Origin of the sequence: Geobacillus sp. E263 (assembly GCF_007197795.1) — a bacterium.
In the GTDB taxonomy this organism is placed as follows: Bacteria; Bacillota; Bacilli; order Bacillales; family Anoxybacillaceae; genus Parageobacillus_B; species Parageobacillus_B toebii.
On the sequence record NZ_CP041632.1, the window covers coordinates 2863022 to 2878917 of the forward strand.

The following is a 15896-nucleotide window of genomic DNA, read 5'->3' on the forward strand; positions in this document are numbered from 1 at the left end:
AAAAAATCACTTTCGTATACAAGTGATTTCTCATTTACATATTTAAGCTCCTTTGCGAAACGAAGCCCAGCCTTCGTTCATGATTTTCGTTTCAAGCTGCGGCCAAAAGTATAGCATTTCTTCGCGCATCATCGTTAAAATGTCGCGCTGCCAGTCTTCCAGCTCGCGGCTGTATTCTTCAATAAACAATAATACGTCTTTTTCCGGTTGCGGCGGGAATTTCCGTCGCTTTTTACGCGGTGGCGGAGTCGGCTTATCTTTTTCATCGAGCGACCATAAATCATCATATGGCGACACTATTTTTGGCGGTTCTTCTTCTTCGTATACTTCCGTATCTTCCAAAGTCCATGATAATTTCGGACGAAGCAGTGACGGATCGATATGCTCTTGAATTGCCAATACCGCATCTAAAAACTTTTCTACTTCCAATTTTCCATATTGATGTTCGTAATGTTTGATTCTCTCAGCGGTTGCTGCCATGCTTTCGACCATATCCCGCTTTGTGTTGCTGAAACGAACGTTATTTTTGAAAAAGTCACTATGCGCTAATACATGTGCGACGATCAATTTATTTTGAATCAGCGAATTTGTATCCAATAAAAATGCGTAACAAGGGTCAGAGTTAATGACTAGCTCGTAAATTTTGCTTAATCCCAGGTCATACTGCAGCTTCATTCTGTAAAACTGCTTGCCAAAGCTCCAATGAGAAAAGCGTGTTGGCATGCCGTACGCACCAAACGTATAGATAATATCCGCCGGACAAATTTCATAACGCATCGGATAAAAATCAAGCCCAAACCCTTCAGCGATTTCCGTAATCTCCGCAATCGCCCGTTCCAACTCCTTCAAATCATCTTGTCGCATGCACATCTCCTCCCCTTTTCCCTCTTATCACAATGTATGAGGAAAAAGGAGTTTTGATACGTATAAGTCCATTCCATATTTCGCGTTTAATCCATACGACTGATCAATCATATGTTTACTTTTCTTCCCCATCTTTATATAAAAAATTTCCTTCAACGTATGTATTGTTTATAATGGACATTAGCAAATAATAAAGCCCATTTATTTTCTGCTGACTCGCTTTGCTCATACTATTAAAGTGTGGTGATACAGTGGAGCATTATTTACATTATTTTATCGATCATTTTGGATATATCGGCATTATGGTCGTGTTAATGTTAGGAATTGTCGGTATGCCGATTCCGGATGAGCTGCTACTTACGTACATTGGATACCGAATTTCCACAGGTTCCATGTCATATCCTATCTCATTTGTTTTTGGCTTTATTGGTGCTATAGCTGGTATCTCCATCAGTTACTATTTAGGAGTAAAACTCGGATTGCCGTTTTTGCAGAAAATAGGTCCAAAAATACATATTACAGAAAAGCGAATAGAGCAAACGAAAGCATTATTTGCCAAACTAGGGCCATCGGTGCTGTTTATTTGCTATTTTATCCCTGGCATCCGTCATCTTGCTGCATTTTTAGCTGGATTTAACGCATACGATCGAAAAAAATTTATGTTATATGCCTATAGCGGAGCGTTTGTCTGGGTCTTCACCTTTCTCACAATTGGTAATTATTTAGGGAAGAATTGGATTATAATTAAACAATATATGGATGAATATCGCACTTTTTTTATGGCCGTATTTATTCTCCTCATTTGCCTGCTCACAATATATTGGTTTTATCAGCAAAAAAAGAAGTAAAACACCGGCACTTTGAAACCGGTAAATTTATTTTTTACCTTCTAACGTAACATTTACAGCGTAAAAAAAACAAGAACCATCATACACTAAAGACATCTCCTTCTATAAAGGAGGCATGAACTTGAACACCATCGATTATGACAAAGCATTATACTATACGCACCGCTCCGAATGGGATAATTTGCTTATTTTAATGGTGCGTACACAAGATGATTTGCTGTCGAAAAAAATTGAGCAATTTCTTCACGCCTACAATTTTGAATATGATTACTCAGTCATTCAAAAACGGCTAACCGCTCTGTTGCGTTATATCGACCATGCCCTTGAGGCAAGCGAACAAAAAACAGGAGCTGAGCAATACGCTTATTCGTAAATAAAAAACGGGGAATTGGTTCGATCCAATTCCCCATTATTTATCCTATCGATTCTCCGACCGATGTATAAGAAAAATCTCCTTTTATCCTTTCAGATGAAATTGTTCTTTTTTCACCGATTCTCCAGTCCTTAGCACCAATAGCCCGGAAATGATAAGCAATCCGCTTAATATGGCATATGGAATCAGGATATGCTGTAATGACACAAGACCAGTAAATACGCTTAACAAGATGGAACGAATAAGAAAACCGAGCGCTCGAAATAAGCTGTCTATCCTTCCGATTTTCCCATTAGGAATCCGTTCCATCATCAGCGAGCTGCGGGCCACCCTTGTCCCCGCATTGCCAAACGCCGTTAGGCTAACAAGCACATAAAATATCCACGTGTTTTTCACCAATAGAAACATGGTCATCGCCATCGCATACATAAAGACGGTAATGGTGATGCTTACTTCGGTTCCGATTTTCCTTAGCCATAACGGCACGATTAACCCTGCGAGCGCGGCCCCGATTCCGTATATCATGCTTTGAATGCCGTATACCGAACTATCTTCCTTTAAGACATCGGTAATATAAATTGGATGAAGATAATTGGTCATCATCACACCAATAAAGGGCATGAACGAAGCGAGCAAAAACCAAAACAACAGCGGACGAGCTTTCATATAATGGTATCCTTCGGTCATCTTCATCCAAAACGAATGTGTGTCTCCATTTCTGACAGAACGTTGATATGGGATAAAGAAAAGGCAAACAATCGCTACCACATACGTGCACGAATCTAGCCATAAAATCGAGTAAAGTGGCACTTTCGTAAGAAGCAGGCTTGCCGCTCCGCCGGAGATGACGGTAGCCAATTGTCCTTGAATCTCCATAATCCCATTTAACGTCTTATATTGATCAGGGTGAAATACTTCTTGGGTAAATGCAAATAGCGTCGGATAAAAGAGAAAATAATATAGGGAGCCGCTGGCAAATAAAATCACTAAATGCCATACGTGATACTCTGTTCCCATCATCCCATAAAGCGCAAACATAGCGGCAATCACTAGTCCCATTGCCTCTCCAAGCATTAACATAGCTTTTCGCGACATATGATCAATCCACATTCCGACATACGGTGTCAATAAAAACATGATGATCGTCATCGTTGTGGACATGTAGCCAAACCACGTTCCTCCGTCAGGTTTTTGCACAAGCAGCCAAGGAACGGCCGTCATCGTGATTCCTGTTCCAACGGAAGAAAACAAATTGGCAACGAGTAACAAATATAACCGACGGTCGCGATGCAGGCTGTTCATGCCTGCTCCCTCCACCACTTGGCTGCGTTGATATAACGCCGCAATTCGAAAAAGACATCATCCACCTGCAAAGCTGCCGGCTTCGTTAAATGATCGCCAGCACAACTAGGAGGATCTAAAACCAGCTGCTTCGGAATAGTATTCGCATGCAGGCTGCGCATCACCGTCCGCATGTTGTTTAAGGCATTAATTCCACCTTTTCCTCCCCCTGCTACCGCGATAAGAGCAACTGGTTTGTGTTCAAATTGGTCGCTGCTTAAAAAATCAAGAGCATTTTTTAACGCTCCACTCATGGCGCCGTGATACTCAGGCGAGCAAAGAATAACGCCATCTGCCTGTTGCATTTGCCGACGCAGATGAAGGACACTGGGCAATTCTTCTTGGCTTGCCTCGCCGTTATATAGCGGAATCGCTTCTTCGCTCAAATCAATCAGCTGAGCCTTGTATTGCTTTGCAATATGTCTAGCGACGATTCCCGTTCTCCCCGATTTGCGCGGACTTCCGTTCACGACAACAATATGCATATCGGTTCTCTCCTTTGCTCCTTGTTTTTCTGATTATAGTGTAAGCAAAAGGAGCTGTTTCCTACCTCATCAAATCGGGGGATCTTTTTCTACGGAATTGGCCAAAAAAAGAATACGACTAAAGTCTGAGATGTTTTACGGCATAAAGAGCTGCTTGGGTACGATCCGCAAGATTTAACTTGGCAAGTATATTGGATACATGCGTTTTGACTGTTTTTTCCGTAATCATCAATGCTGCAGCAATCTCTTTATTGCTTTTTCCTTTTGCAATTTCCGCAAGCACTTCTTTTTCCCGCTTCGTCAGCGTTTCAATAAGTTGTTCCTTACGATCCCCTTTGGACAAGTGAGTCATCAAATGAGCAGTGATTTTCGGATGAAGCTGATTTTCGCCTCGGTACACAGATATAATCGCCTGTACTAACTGATCGGGTTCCACATCTTTCAATTGATACCCCGACGCGCCGGCGCGAATGGCGGGAATAACATGATCCACATCAGAAAAACTGGTTAAAATGAGAATCTTCGTATGAGGAGACAGTTCCTTTATTTTTTTCGTGGCTTCAATACCATCCATGACCGGCATGACCAAATCCATTAACACGACATCCGGCTGCAGTTCTTTCACTCGTTCCACCGCTTCTTTGCCGTCGGCCGCTTCACCGACGACGTTGATTTCTTTTTGCGTCTGGAGAAAAAATACTAATCCTCGCCGAACAACATGATGGTCATCCACAATAAGTACGTTGACCCCATTATCCTCTCCCCTTTTTCAACGGAATGATGACATCAATCGTCGTTCCTTCCTCTGCGGCACTTTTGATATGAATGTCGCCATTTAACGATGCGACCCTCTCTTTCATACTATTTAAGCCGAGAGAAAAAGGATGTCCATCCGTCTTGGAAAATCCGCATCCCTTATCACGCACCTTCATATGGACATGGTGCTTTTGGGCGTGGATCGCCATATCGACCTCGGATACTCCCGCATGTTTTTTGCAGTTATTCAATGCTTCTTGCCCCACTCGCCATAAACATTCTTCGACTTCATTAGATAAATCGATCAGTCCGTTAATATCCACGGTTACTTTTAACCCGAGCATATCTCCGTAATGCTGAAAGGCGTTGGCTAGTCCATGTTCCAAACCGTGCGGACGAAGCTGCCAAATAAGCGCCCGCATTTCCTGAAGGGCTTCTTGCGCTAATTGCTGAATGTAGGCGAACATATCTTTTATTGTTTCATCTTCCGTCATTTCCTTTGCGCCACGCGCCGTCAACTGCAGCGAAAATAATAATTGGCTCACCGAATCGTGCAAATCTCTCGCTAAGCGGTTGCGTTCCGCGATTAACGCGAGTTTTTGTTCATTTTCCGCGAGCTTGATGCGCTTGATTGCTGTCCCGATTTGATAAGCAACCGCTTCTAATAATGCCAGTTCCTTATTAGAAAAGCTTGTTTTATGCGGAGCGGCTACATTGAGCACCCCAAATTTTTCGTCCCCCGCACGAAGGGGAATGCTCGCGTGGTGGGTGACGCCGTTGGTATCTCCCCATTGCTCTTCGATTGCCTTTCCAAGCCGTTTGCATTCAATAACGTTCGCAGCCCGCTGCAGCCGCCCATCTCTGTACCGTTCTAAACACCAACAGCCTCCTTCGCACATCGGCTTCTTATTTTCCCATGTCAGTGCAGGAGGTAATTGATAGTCAGCAATAAGAGAGTATCCTTCTTTTGGATGAACAAAAAAAATCCAGCCGCATTGCAGTTTCATCACTTGTATTAATTCCTTTAATACCGTCTGCAGCATTTCCTTTAAATCATTGCACTCATTCAATGTTTCGGCAATGGATTTTAATGTAAGCAATTCTTGAATATCCTGCTTGTCCTTGCTCATTTTTCTTCCCCCTTCGCTCCAATCGTATAGAAAAAAGACAACGCCGACCTTCGGCATTGTCTTTTTCGGCTTATGCAATAGGATACTGTTGAATGAGCGGATGAAGGACGATTTCATCGATCAGCATGTGCTTTGGAGCGCTTGCCATATAGACGACTGCTTTGGCGACATCTTCGGCTTTTAGCCAATCGCGTTTTTCCGGAACGCCTTGGACCGAATTGGCGAAGTATGTATCAACCATTCCTGGGTTAATCGTACCAACGCGAATGCCGTATTTTCTTACTTCCTGCGCCAGCGAACCGGAAAATCCTTGAACAGCGTATTTGGTCGCGGTGTATGCCGCTCCGTTCGGAATCGTGTAGCGGCCGACATCGGAAGAAATGGTAATAATCGTTCCCGATTTTCTTTCTTTCATATGCGGAAGCACGGCTTTTACTCCGATGAACACGCCTTGAACATTAACGGCAAAGATACGTTCCCATTCTTCCACAGTTGTCTCTTCCACTTCTTTAAAAAATCCGATCCCTGCATTGTTGACGAGAATATCGATTTGTCCAAACTCTTCTAATACTTCTGTCAACTACCCAACGGCTAAAGCCGTGGGCTTGCAACTAGCCTAATTGGCTGCCGCGTTCGGCTGGTTGACAGCAGCCCTGCGGATGTTTTCCGCAGCCACGTTGTCGGCAGGGGCAGCGTACCCACAAGCTCGACAACAAAACTGATCCCTTGACGGTCTGTTTTCTTTGGCCACATGTCCGCAAACCGGACAGGTGCGGGAAGTATTTTTTGGATGAACCAATACCACCGGCACGCCAGCGATCGCCGCTTTATACTCAATAAACTTTCTCAACTGATAAAAAGACCAAGAAGAGTGTTGACGACGCTGTTGCTTTTTAACCGTTTTCTCGGTGCGTTGGCGGATGCCCTTTAAATCTTCAAGGGCAATGCCGCATCCGAGTGCCTTTGCCTTTTCAACAATCTTCTTGCTAATGCAGTGGTTCACATCACGGGCAAATAGTTTTTCCTTCTTGGAACGCTTTTTAAGCAGGCGTTTCGCTGACTTGGTGCCTTTCTTTTGGAGTTTGGCGCGAAGTTTCGCATGGCGGCGGCGCAGCCCGTTGACCTTCGAGCCGGAAAATACCTCACCGGTGCTATCGACGGCGATATTAATGATGCCAAGGTCCACACCGATAAATCCGTTTTCGGAATTGGGCTGGCCTTCGGGAACGTCCACCACGAGCAGTAAATAAAAAATACCGTTTTGAAGGACTAAATCGGCTTGACCCCGAACACGGTTGCCGCACAGCAAACCTTGATGGTAGCGGCTAATGACCATAGGGATTTCCATTCTTCCTTGCAAGGTAAGGATGGAAGCATACTCTAACCCTTTAAAGGACAGGATTCTTTCATCATACACGATGGCACCGGTTTCTTTAAAGTTATGCAAGGTTTTTTTATCCAAACGATAGCTTTCCGACACTTTGCCGATGGCACGAACGGTCATTTGGGCAGAGAGGCCAAATTTTTCCCTGACGTCATAGTAGCAAAGCCGCTGGATTTTCGTTTTGGAAAAGGTTCTGGAGCGAAAAGCAATCTCGCTAATATAGTTGCATGCTTGGTTAAACCGTTTCATTGTTTCCAGCAGCGCATGAAACTGTTCAAGAGTTGGCATTAATTTAATCTTGAGAGTGCAGAGCATTCTTGATTCACCTACCTTTCTAAATCCAGTGTACTTATACTGAACGAAAAATTCAATATATATTGAAAATATAACCCCCGCCTTCCTCCCACAGCTAAAGCAGTGGGCTTCCGGCGGATGTTCTCGTGACCATCTTTTGCATTTGCTGTTCATTGGCAACGTCCACTTGGAACGCCTTCACATAAGAGAATCCTTTTTCTTTCAGCTCTTTTTCCGTTTCATAAACCTCTTGAGAACTTCCCACGAGCGCTAATTTTGCTCCTTGTTCCGCCAATTGAAACGCAATGGCTTTTCCGATTCCTCGAGAAGCTCCTGTGACAATCGCTACTTGGTTTGTTAACATGTGGCATGATCCTTTCTGTTATGTTTATTATTTAAGATAGCGAAGCAGTACGAAGAAAGTCATGAACTCGTTTCATCACTACATTGGAAAGTTGTTGCAGCTTTGCTTCACTGTCGGCTAATGACTTCCCTTTCACGCCGAAATATACTTTGATTTTTGGCTCTGTTCCCGAAGGACGCAAGCAAAACCATGAATCGTCTTCCAGCAAATACTTTAATACGTTGGAAGTTGGAAGTGTAATCATTGTTTTTTCGCCAGCCGCAGTATTTACCCGTTCTTTCGTTTTGTAATCCTCGATCACGGTTACTTTTTTTCCTGCTACTTCTACCGGAGGTTCATTGCGGAAAGATGTTAAGATAGCCTGGATTGTTTCCGCACCTTCTTTTCCTTTTAACGTTAATGACTGCTGTCCTTCACGGTAATAGCCGTATTGGTCAAATAATTGCAGCAATCCTTCATATAAAGACATACCTTGTTTTTTATAAAAAGCACATACTTCCACCGCTAATACCGCTGCTTGGACCGCGTCTTTATCACGTACAAAATCACCAATTAAATAGCCATAGCTTTCCTCATAGCCAAATTGGAACGTATACTGACCGGTCTGTTCATATTCTTTTATTTTTTCGCCGATAAATTTAAATCCTGTTAATGTATCCACCGTATCTAAGCCGAAAGATTGCGCAATCGCGCGGCCAAACTCGGAGGTTACAATCGTTTTTAGCACCACGCCATTTTGCGGCAATATCCCTTTTTCTTTCTTTTGGGATAGCAGGTAATGAAGCAATAAGCCTCCTGTTTGATTTCCGGTCAATACAACATAGTCGCCTTTTTCATTTTTTACGGCAATCCCTAATCGGTCGGCGTCAGGGTCTGTCGCAATTAACAAGTCAGCATTGACTTTTTTGCCGTACTCTATCGCTAACGCAAATGCCGCATGCTCCTCTGGGTTTGGCGATGCAACTGTGGAAAAGTTCGGATCTGGCTGCTCTTGTTCCTTAACAACAAATACATTTCGGTATCCAAGTTCCTTTAACGCGCGGCGAATCGGTTTGTTTGATGTGCCGTGAAGCGGTGTAAAAACGATGTGAATATCGACTTCTTCCGCAAGCTTCGGTTGAAGGGAGACCGTTTTTACAGCGTCAATATAAGCATTGTCCACTTCTTCGCCGATGATTTGAATGAGCCCTTTTTCTTTTAAAATTGCTTCGTCCTCAACATGGATATCAAGTTCATTTTCCACTTCATTGACGTATCGAATCACCGCATCTGCCGTGTCTGGAGGAAGCTGCCCCCCATCTTCTCCATATACTTTATATCCATTATATTCTGGCGGATTATGGCTTGCGGTGATGACGATGCCGGAAAATGCATGCAAATAACGAACAGCAAACGAAAGCTCCGGCGTCGGTCTCAGCTCATCAAATACATATGTTTGAATGCCGTGAGTGGCCAATGTTTTCGCTGCTTCCATCGCAAATTCCCGAGACTTATGCCGCGAATCATAGGCAATGACAACACCGCGTTTTTTTGCTTCTTCGCCAAAGGACTCTATGTATCGCGCCAAACCTTCTGATGCTTTCCGAATCGTGTATATGTTCATCCGGTTTGTCCCCGGACCAATTTCTCCCCGCATGCCGCCTGTGCCAAATTCTAAGTTTTTATAAAAACAATCTTCCAGCCATTTCAGGTCGTCTTGACGCTCTGTTAATAAACGCTTTAATTCTTTGTCTAATGACTTATGTGCTAACCATTGTTCATATTTATTTTTCCAATCCAACGGACATCCCTCCCTTTCTTTATGTATTCGTTATCATCATACAATATCCTTCATAAAAGAAAAAGGATGTCTCATATGTCAGAGACATCCTTCATTTTTTTATCCTTGTGGTTGCGACGGCTCAGAAATGTTTGTCAATGCTTGTCCCGCCGCTTGATCGGACGCGCTGTTTGTCGCGATATCGCCTAAAGCGACAATTCCTTGAAGTTGGTTATTTTCGACAATTGGCAAACGACGAATCTGATGTTGCGCCATCACACTTGCCGCCTCTTGAACGCTCATATTAGGCGTACCAGTGACCACACGATTCGTCATTATTTCCGATACAGGAGTGGAAGCTGGATCTTTTCCTTGCGCCGATGTACGAAGTGTAATATCACGGTCCGTGATCATTCCTTTTACTTGACCGTTTTCCACTACTGGAAGAGCCCCAATATTTTTTTGGCTCATGATTTGCGCAGCTTCTTGAACTGTTTGGTTAGGAGAAACTGTCGCTACATTTTTCGTCATAACGTCTTGAACTTTGTTGCTGTTGTTATTCATGTGATCCTCCCCTTTCACCGATTATTATGGGCGGATTGGCGGGAGGATATAGGTAGAAAATAATGTTTGCACCGTTTAGTATTGGCACCGGAAAAGCAAATGTTTCATGACAAACGGATTTTATATACGCGCGCCTCCCATGGACGCAGGCGAATTTCTTTCAGTTCTTCCGTTTCATCAACATCGTAATTGCTGATAAGCAGCTCTTTTGTTTTATAGGTGATATCATCCGGAAGCCGGAAAACAGGAGTTTTTTCAGAAAAATTAGTAATAACAATCAGCTTTTCATTTCCCAATGTGCGTGTGTATGCGTAAATATACGGATCGTCTTCCAAAATTAAGTCATATGTTCCATAGACAATAATGTCATGCTGCTTGCGAAGTTGAATTAATTTTTTATAATAATGAAACACCGAATTTGGATCCGCTAAAGCCTCTTTTACGTTGATTTCCTTATAATTTGGATTTACTGGAATCCATGGCGTCCCCGTTGTAAATCCTGCGTTTTCGCTGTCATCCCACTGCATCGGTGTGCGCGCGTTGTCACGTCCTTTGTAATAAATTTTTTCCATCACTTCTTGTGGATCTTCACCGTATTCTTCCACACGTTCTTTATACATGTTTAACGTTTCAATGTCCCGGTAGTCTTCAATCGACGGAAAGCGCACATTTGTCATTCCGATCTCTTCACCTTGATAAATATATGGAGTTCCTTGCATCATATGGAGAAATGTTGCAAGCATTTTCGCCGATTCCACACGATACTTTCCATCATCGCCAAAGCGAGAAACAGCGCGTGGCTGATCATGATTGTTTAAGTAAAGACTGTTCCATCCTTTTCCTTCTAGCTCTTTTTGCCATTTTGTCATCGTTGTTTTCAAATCGGCTAATGACCACGGACGAATATCCCATTTTCCTCCAGGCCCTGAATCTAAATCCACATGCTCGAATTGGAACACCATGTTTAATTCATGGCGAGACGGATCTGTATATAAAATGCCTTCTCTCGGAGTCACTCCCGGCGTTTCTCCAACCGTCATAATATCGTACTTTGATAACACTTCCCGGTTCATCTCTTGCAAAAATTCGTGAACGCGCGGACCGTTCATAAAATATTTGCTTCCTGAAACATATTTTTTTCCTTCCTGCGGTTCACCATCCGGTAATCCTGGTGTTTTCGAAATCATATTAATGACATCCATCCGAAAGCCGTCGACGCCTTTGTCAAGCCAAAACTTCATCATGTCATACACTTCGCGGCGTACTTTCGGATTTTCCCAGTTTAAATCAGGTTGTTTTTTGGAAAAAAGATGTAAATAATATTCTCCTGTTGTTTCATCATATTCCCAAGCAGAACCACCAAAGCATGACTCCCAATTGTTCGGTTCCTTTCCATCTTTTCCAGGCCGCCATATATAGTAGTCGCGATACGGATTGTCCTTTGACTTTCTTGATTCGATAAACCACGGATGCTCATCTGATGTATGATTGACGACTAAATCCATCACTAGCTTAATCCCGCGTTTGTGCATTTCCTCAAGCATTTCTTCCCAATCTTCCATCGTACCAAATTCATCCATAATCTCCCGATAATCGCTTATATCATATCCGTTGTCATCATTTGGCGATTTATATACCGGAGATAGCCATACCACATCCACGCCAAGTTCTTTTAAATAATCAAGTTTCGCGATAATGCCGCGGATATCGCCAATGCCATCCCCGTTGGAATCGTAAAAACTGCGCGGATAAATTTGATACACAACCGCTTCTTTCCACCATGCTCGTTCCAAATTTCTCACCTCTATGTACATATATGAAAACGATTGCACATAAGTATTGTACTATAAAACAAAAAGGAGCGGCTATATATATTCAAAATTTTACATTCTCCTTTTCGTCCAATATAATGAAAATGGCAATAAACATGAGAAATAAGGGGACTACAGTATGAATAACAATGCCAAAACATTGGAAAACGCGCTTATTGGCGCTTGGGGAATTTCATTGATCGCGACGCTTGGTAGCCTTTACTTTTCCGAAATTTTAAAATTTACCCCTTGTGATCTTTGCTGGTTTCAACGCATTTTTATGTATCCACAGGTGGTTTTGTTAGGGCTTGCGGCCATTCGGAAAGAATATGGCATCGCTCGCTATAGCCTTGCATTATCCATCATCGGTGGAACGATTTCGCTTTACCATTATGCTCTGCAAAAAATTCCGTTTTTCCAAACCCATGCGATTTCGTGCGGCCGCGTCCCTTGCACGGGACAGTACATTAATTGGCTTGGCTTTATTACGATTCCATTTTTAGCGTTAGTTGCATTTTTTCTCATTAGTGTATTAAGCATCTTCATTATTCGTAAAGAGAAAGAAGGGAAAATAAGTTGAAAAAGCTCCTTATCTTCGGATCGATTATTGTAGCGCTGTTTGCGGCGATCTCCTTTATCACATCGTATCAGCAAAAACAAGCTGCCAAAAATAATCCTTATCATAAAGAAGAACTTGACCCTGCAACTGTTGCGCAGCTGGATGATCCAAATTATCAAAACATCATTTTGCCCGACGAATTAGACCAGAAGTTAAAAAACAAAGAAACGGTCACCGTCTATTTTTACAGCCCGACTTGTCCGCACTGCAAAAAAACAACTCCGATCGTCGTCCCTTTGGCAAAACAAATGGGCATTGACTTAAAAATGTTTAATTTGCTTGAATTTGAAGATGGATGGGATAAGTACCATATTGATGGAACACCAACCCTTGTTCATTATGAAAAAGGGAAAGAAGTAAAACGAATCGATGGCTATCATGAAGAAGCCGTTTTCCGTGACTGGTTTTCTTCGATTCAACATAGCAATAAATAAGGAGCTCGCCCTGTGATGGACGAGCTCCATCTTACATTAACCAATCGCTTTGTGAAGGCAAATACATACTGCATGGGTAATGACGCTTGCTCATAAACTGCTCGATCATAAACGGAAACGCAATACCGTACCGCCTAAGTAATTTGACGTTCCGCTCAAATAGATCGCGATACCGCTTGCAATCTCCGCTTTTTCCTACATACTCAATCACAGTAATTAATGATTGAAGTGATGAAATAATTTGAAATGCTTCTTTCATTGTCCCATTGTATGTAACGTATTCCCTTGGTAATGAAAGGATTTTCAAATTTTCAAACTTATTAATTTGTTCATCATCAAAATAATACGGAAAAATGTTTGTGTAAAAATAATTGACTAAATAATTCATATATTCCTCTTGTTCTTTCGTGGCTGCATAAACCATTTTCATGTTCTTACCACCTTTTCGCACTTGCATAACATACTATAAAACGCTACTATGAGTGTATCATATCTGATACATATATTGAGGTAGAAAGTGTTTCCACTGTTTTGAAATTTTGGAGTGAAATAATGATGTGGTCTAAAAAAGGAGACTGGCTTGAATGCGTCATTCCTTCTTTTTGGGAAGGACGTACGATTGAATCGTTGCTAAAAGAAGTATGGTGCGCCTCTAAAAAGTTAGCTCATCAGCTGCGAATGGAAAAAGGAATCAAGCTCAACGGAAAAGAAGCATCATGGCAAACGCCATTAAAAGAAAAAGACCGCCTGCAGTTGCACCTTTATAAACCTGAACCTTCCATCATTATTCCTGAATATCGAGAGCTTTCCGTTTTATGGGAGGACGAGCATCTCCTTATTATTAATAAAGGCGCTGGAATCGATATCCATCCTTCTGAACCTTCTCAAACAGGGACTTTAGCGAATGCGGTCGCTTTTTATTTACAATCACAAGGGATTTTGACGAAAGTACGGCATATTCACCGGCTTGATCGTGACACATCGGGAACGATTTTGTTTGCCAAACATACGCTTGCAGGAGCCACGCTTGATCGGATGTTGGAGAGACGGCTCATCAAACGGACGTATGTAGCGCTCGTCCATGGCATCCTAAAAAATAAATCAGGAACGATTTCTGCACCGATTGGACGCGATCGCCATCATCCAACGAGGCGAAGAGTTTCGAAAACGGGTGCAAAAGCGGTAACACACTACCGCGTCTTACATACGTTTCCCGATGAACAAACATCGCTCGTAGAGCTTTCCCTCGATACCGGGCGCACTCATCAAATCCGCGTCCATATGAGTTACATCGGTCATCCGTTAGTCGGAGATGTTCTTTATGGCGGAAAAGAGACATTTCATCGACAAGCACTTCACGCCGTTAAACTATCGTTCTTGCATCCTTTTACGAACGAAATGATTTCATGCATCGCTCACGTTGATGATTTTCCTGTTGATATCGCTCGGTTTTACATGGATCCACCATAAAAGGCAGACGTCCTATAAACGTCTGCCTCATAAATGCAATTCCTCTTTTTCACCGAGTTCATGATCTGCCGCTTTCTCTTCTTTCTCCTGTTTTACTACTTCTATCGTCTTTACGTGGTGGCCGTCCATCTCTTTCACCGTAAACAAGTAATTGTCGATTTCGACGCTATCGCCTACTTTAATATCATAATGCTTCGTTAAAATCCATCCTCCAATCGTATCGACATCCTCATCATCAATGGAGAGGCCAAACAAATCATTTACTTCGCTAATCAGCACTTTCCCATCGATAATCGTACGTGTTTCATCAATTTTTTGGATCAACGGAATTTCATCTACATCAAATTCATCTTGAATTTCTCCAACAATTTCTTCTAAAATATCCTCGACGGTAACAAGCCCCGATGTTCCGCCATATTCGTCGACTAAAATGGCCATGTGGATGCGTTCTTTCTGCATTTTCACAAGCAAATCATGGATCGCGATTGATTCAATCACTTGAATGATTGGGCGGATATAATCTTTCATTTGTTTTTCTTCGGATGGATTTGTAACAAGATCGGTAAACACTTCTTTCACATTAATAAGTCCAAGAACGTGATCTTTATCGCCATCAATAACTGGATAACGAGTATATTTTTCCTCTTTAATAATTTCCAAATTCTCTTTCACGCTTCGATTAATATCGAGCGCAACAATTTCTTTGCGCGGTACCATAATTTCTTTTGCAACCCGATCGTCAAATCGAAAAATATTGTTCACATATCGATATTCTGATTGGTTAATCTCTCCGCTTTTGTAGCTTTCTGATAAAATAAGGCGCAACTCTTCTTCGGAATGGGCAATTTCATGTTCTGCAGCTGGCTTTAACCCAAACATTCTGGCGACGAGGCGCGCGGAATTGTTGAGCGTCCAAATAAACGGATACATCACTTTATAAAATAAAATAAGCGGTTGAGCTGTAAGCAGTGTAATCGCCTCCGCTTTGTGGATGGCAAACGTTTTTGGAGCCAGCTCGCCGACAACGACGTGAAGAAACGTAATCGTCGAAAAGGCAATAACGAAGGATAAAACGTGCGAAATCGACTCCGATAAATGAATACGTTCAAAAAGCGGTGTTAATATCCGCTCCACCGTTGGTTCACCGAGCCAACCAAGCCCTAGCGATGTAATCGTAATGCCTAATTGGTTCGCCGACAAATAACCATCAAGGTTGGAGATCACCTTTTTGGCAGCAATCGCCCGTTTATTTCCTTCGCTAACTAATTGGTCAATGCGCGAGCTGCGAACTTTGACAATCGCAAATTCCGAAGCTACGAAAAAAGCGGTACATGCAATAAGCAATGCCACCAGCAACAAATTAACTATGTCCAATTGGTTTCCGGACGCGGATAACGCGC

Annotated in this window: 16 protein-coding genes and 2 pseudogenes; 5 read left to right on the top strand and 13 right to left on the bottom strand. The window is 42.5% G+C overall.

From position 1 onward, the window contains the following. Window positions 1-57: 57 nt before the first annotated feature. Window positions 58-864 (bottom strand): annotated as a pseudogene (locus FNL97_RS14665) (SpoVR family protein); the annotation flags it as partial. A 251-nt stretch (window positions 865-1115) separates the two neighbouring features. Here FNL97_RS14665 and FNL97_RS14670 point away from each other — a divergent pair. After that, window positions 1116-1712, top strand: coding sequence for a DedA family protein (locus FNL97_RS14670; protein ID WP_012749251.1), 597 nt, complete (start codon window positions 1116-1118; stop codon window positions 1710-1712). Between the two features lie 121 nt (window positions 1713-1833). Beyond that, window positions 1834-2085, top strand: coding sequence for a YhdB family protein (locus FNL97_RS14675; protein ID WP_012749250.1), 252 nt, complete (start codon window positions 1834-1836; stop codon window positions 2083-2085). Between the two features lie 84 nt (window positions 2086-2169). Here FNL97_RS14675 and FNL97_RS14680 read toward each other — a convergent pair whose 3' ends face one another. The 10 genes and pseudogenes from FNL97_RS14680 to FNL97_RS14725 all read right to left on the bottom strand — a co-directional run bounded on the left by FNL97_RS14680 (window position 2170) and on the right by FNL97_RS14725 (window position 11955). Then, entirely contained in the window at window positions 2170-3387 is a 1218-nt protein-coding gene (locus FNL97_RS14680; RefSeq protein WP_143416048.1) for an MFS transporter, read from the bottom strand. Further along, window positions 3384-3911, bottom strand: a complete 528-nt coding sequence (locus FNL97_RS14685; RefSeq protein WP_143416049.1) for an NADPH-dependent FMN reductase — start codon at window positions 3909-3911, stop codon at window positions 3384-3386. Before FNL97_RS14685 ends, FNL97_RS14680 begins: the two co-directional genes overlap by 4 nt. 118 nt (window positions 3912-4029) lie before the next feature. Further along, window positions 4030-4647, bottom strand: coding sequence for a response regulator transcription factor (locus tag FNL97_RS14690; protein ID WP_143416050.1), 618 nt, complete (start codon window positions 4645-4647; stop codon window positions 4030-4032). Window positions 4648-4663: 16 nt separating this feature from the next. Continuing rightward, window positions 4664-5797 carry a GAF domain-containing sensor histidine kinase gene (locus tag FNL97_RS14695; RefSeq protein ID WP_143416051.1) on the bottom strand — a complete coding sequence of 378 codons (1134 nt, stop codon included), beginning with the start codon at window positions 5795-5797 and terminating at the stop codon, window positions 4664-4666. Window positions 5798-5867: 70 nt separating this feature from the next. Continuing rightward, window positions 5868-6365 (bottom strand): annotated as a pseudogene (locus tag FNL97_RS14700) (SDR family oxidoreductase); the annotation flags it as partial. Between the two features lie 48 nt (window positions 6366-6413). Continuing rightward, complete coding sequence (locus tag FNL97_RS14705) at window positions 6414-7496, bottom strand: RNA-guided endonuclease InsQ/TnpB family protein (RefSeq protein ID WP_015863580.1); 1083 nt, start codon at window positions 7494-7496, stop codon at window positions 6414-6416. A 94-nt stretch (window positions 7497-7590) separates the two neighbouring features. After that, window positions 7591-7839, bottom strand: coding sequence for an SDR family NAD(P)-dependent oxidoreductase (locus FNL97_RS14710; protein WP_286173391.1), 249 nt, complete (start codon window positions 7837-7839; stop codon window positions 7591-7593). A 31-nt stretch (window positions 7840-7870) separates the two neighbouring features. After that, entirely contained in the window at window positions 7871-9619 is a 1749-nt protein-coding gene (locus FNL97_RS14715) for a phospho-sugar mutase (protein WP_143416052.1), read from the bottom strand. Between the two features lie 99 nt (window positions 9620-9718). Further along, window positions 9719-10162, bottom strand: coding sequence for a CBS domain-containing protein (locus FNL97_RS14720; RefSeq protein WP_062678929.1), 444 nt, complete (start codon window positions 10160-10162; stop codon window positions 9719-9721). A gap of 104 nt (window positions 10163-10266) precedes the next feature. Next, window positions 10267-11955 (bottom strand): glycoside hydrolase family 13 protein, encoded by a 1689-nt coding sequence (locus tag FNL97_RS14725; protein ID WP_143416053.1) that lies wholly within the window; start codon window positions 11953-11955, stop codon window positions 10267-10269. Window positions 11956-12112: 157 nt separating this feature from the next. Between FNL97_RS14725 and FNL97_RS14730 the strand changes: the two genes are divergently transcribed. Beyond that, complete coding sequence (locus FNL97_RS14730) at window positions 12113-12553, top strand: disulfide formation protein C (RefSeq protein ID WP_081189042.1); 441 nt, start codon at window positions 12113-12115, stop codon at window positions 12551-12553. Then, complete coding sequence (locus tag FNL97_RS14735; protein ID WP_143416054.1) at window positions 12550-13026, top strand: thioredoxin family protein; 477 nt, start codon at window positions 12550-12552, stop codon at window positions 13024-13026. The genes FNL97_RS14730 and FNL97_RS14735 overlap by 4 nt, the downstream gene beginning before the upstream one ends. Window positions 13027-13057: 31 nt before the next feature. Here the strand turns inward: FNL97_RS14735 and FNL97_RS14740 are convergent, their stop codons facing one another. Then, window positions 13058-13456: a YhcU family protein gene (locus FNL97_RS14740; protein ID WP_143416055.1), complete on the bottom strand. Its 399-nt coding sequence runs from the start codon at window positions 13454-13456 to the stop codon at window positions 13058-13060. Window positions 13457-13581: 125 nt separating this feature from the next. Here FNL97_RS14740 and FNL97_RS14745 point away from each other — a divergent pair, with 125 nt between their 5' ends. After that, a complete protein-coding gene (locus FNL97_RS14745) occupies window positions 13582-14496 on the top strand; it encodes an RluA family pseudouridine synthase (protein WP_143416350.1) in 915 nt (304 codons plus the stop codon). Between the two features lie 27 nt (window positions 14497-14523). Here FNL97_RS14745 and FNL97_RS14750 read toward each other — a convergent pair whose 3' ends face one another. Continuing rightward, the gene (locus FNL97_RS14750; protein ID WP_143416056.1) at window positions 14524-15870 is read right to left on the bottom strand and encodes a hemolysin family protein; all 1347 of its coding nucleotides are present in this window, start codon (window positions 15868-15870) and stop codon (window positions 14524-14526) included. Between the last annotated feature and the right edge of the window lie 26 nt (window positions 15871-15896).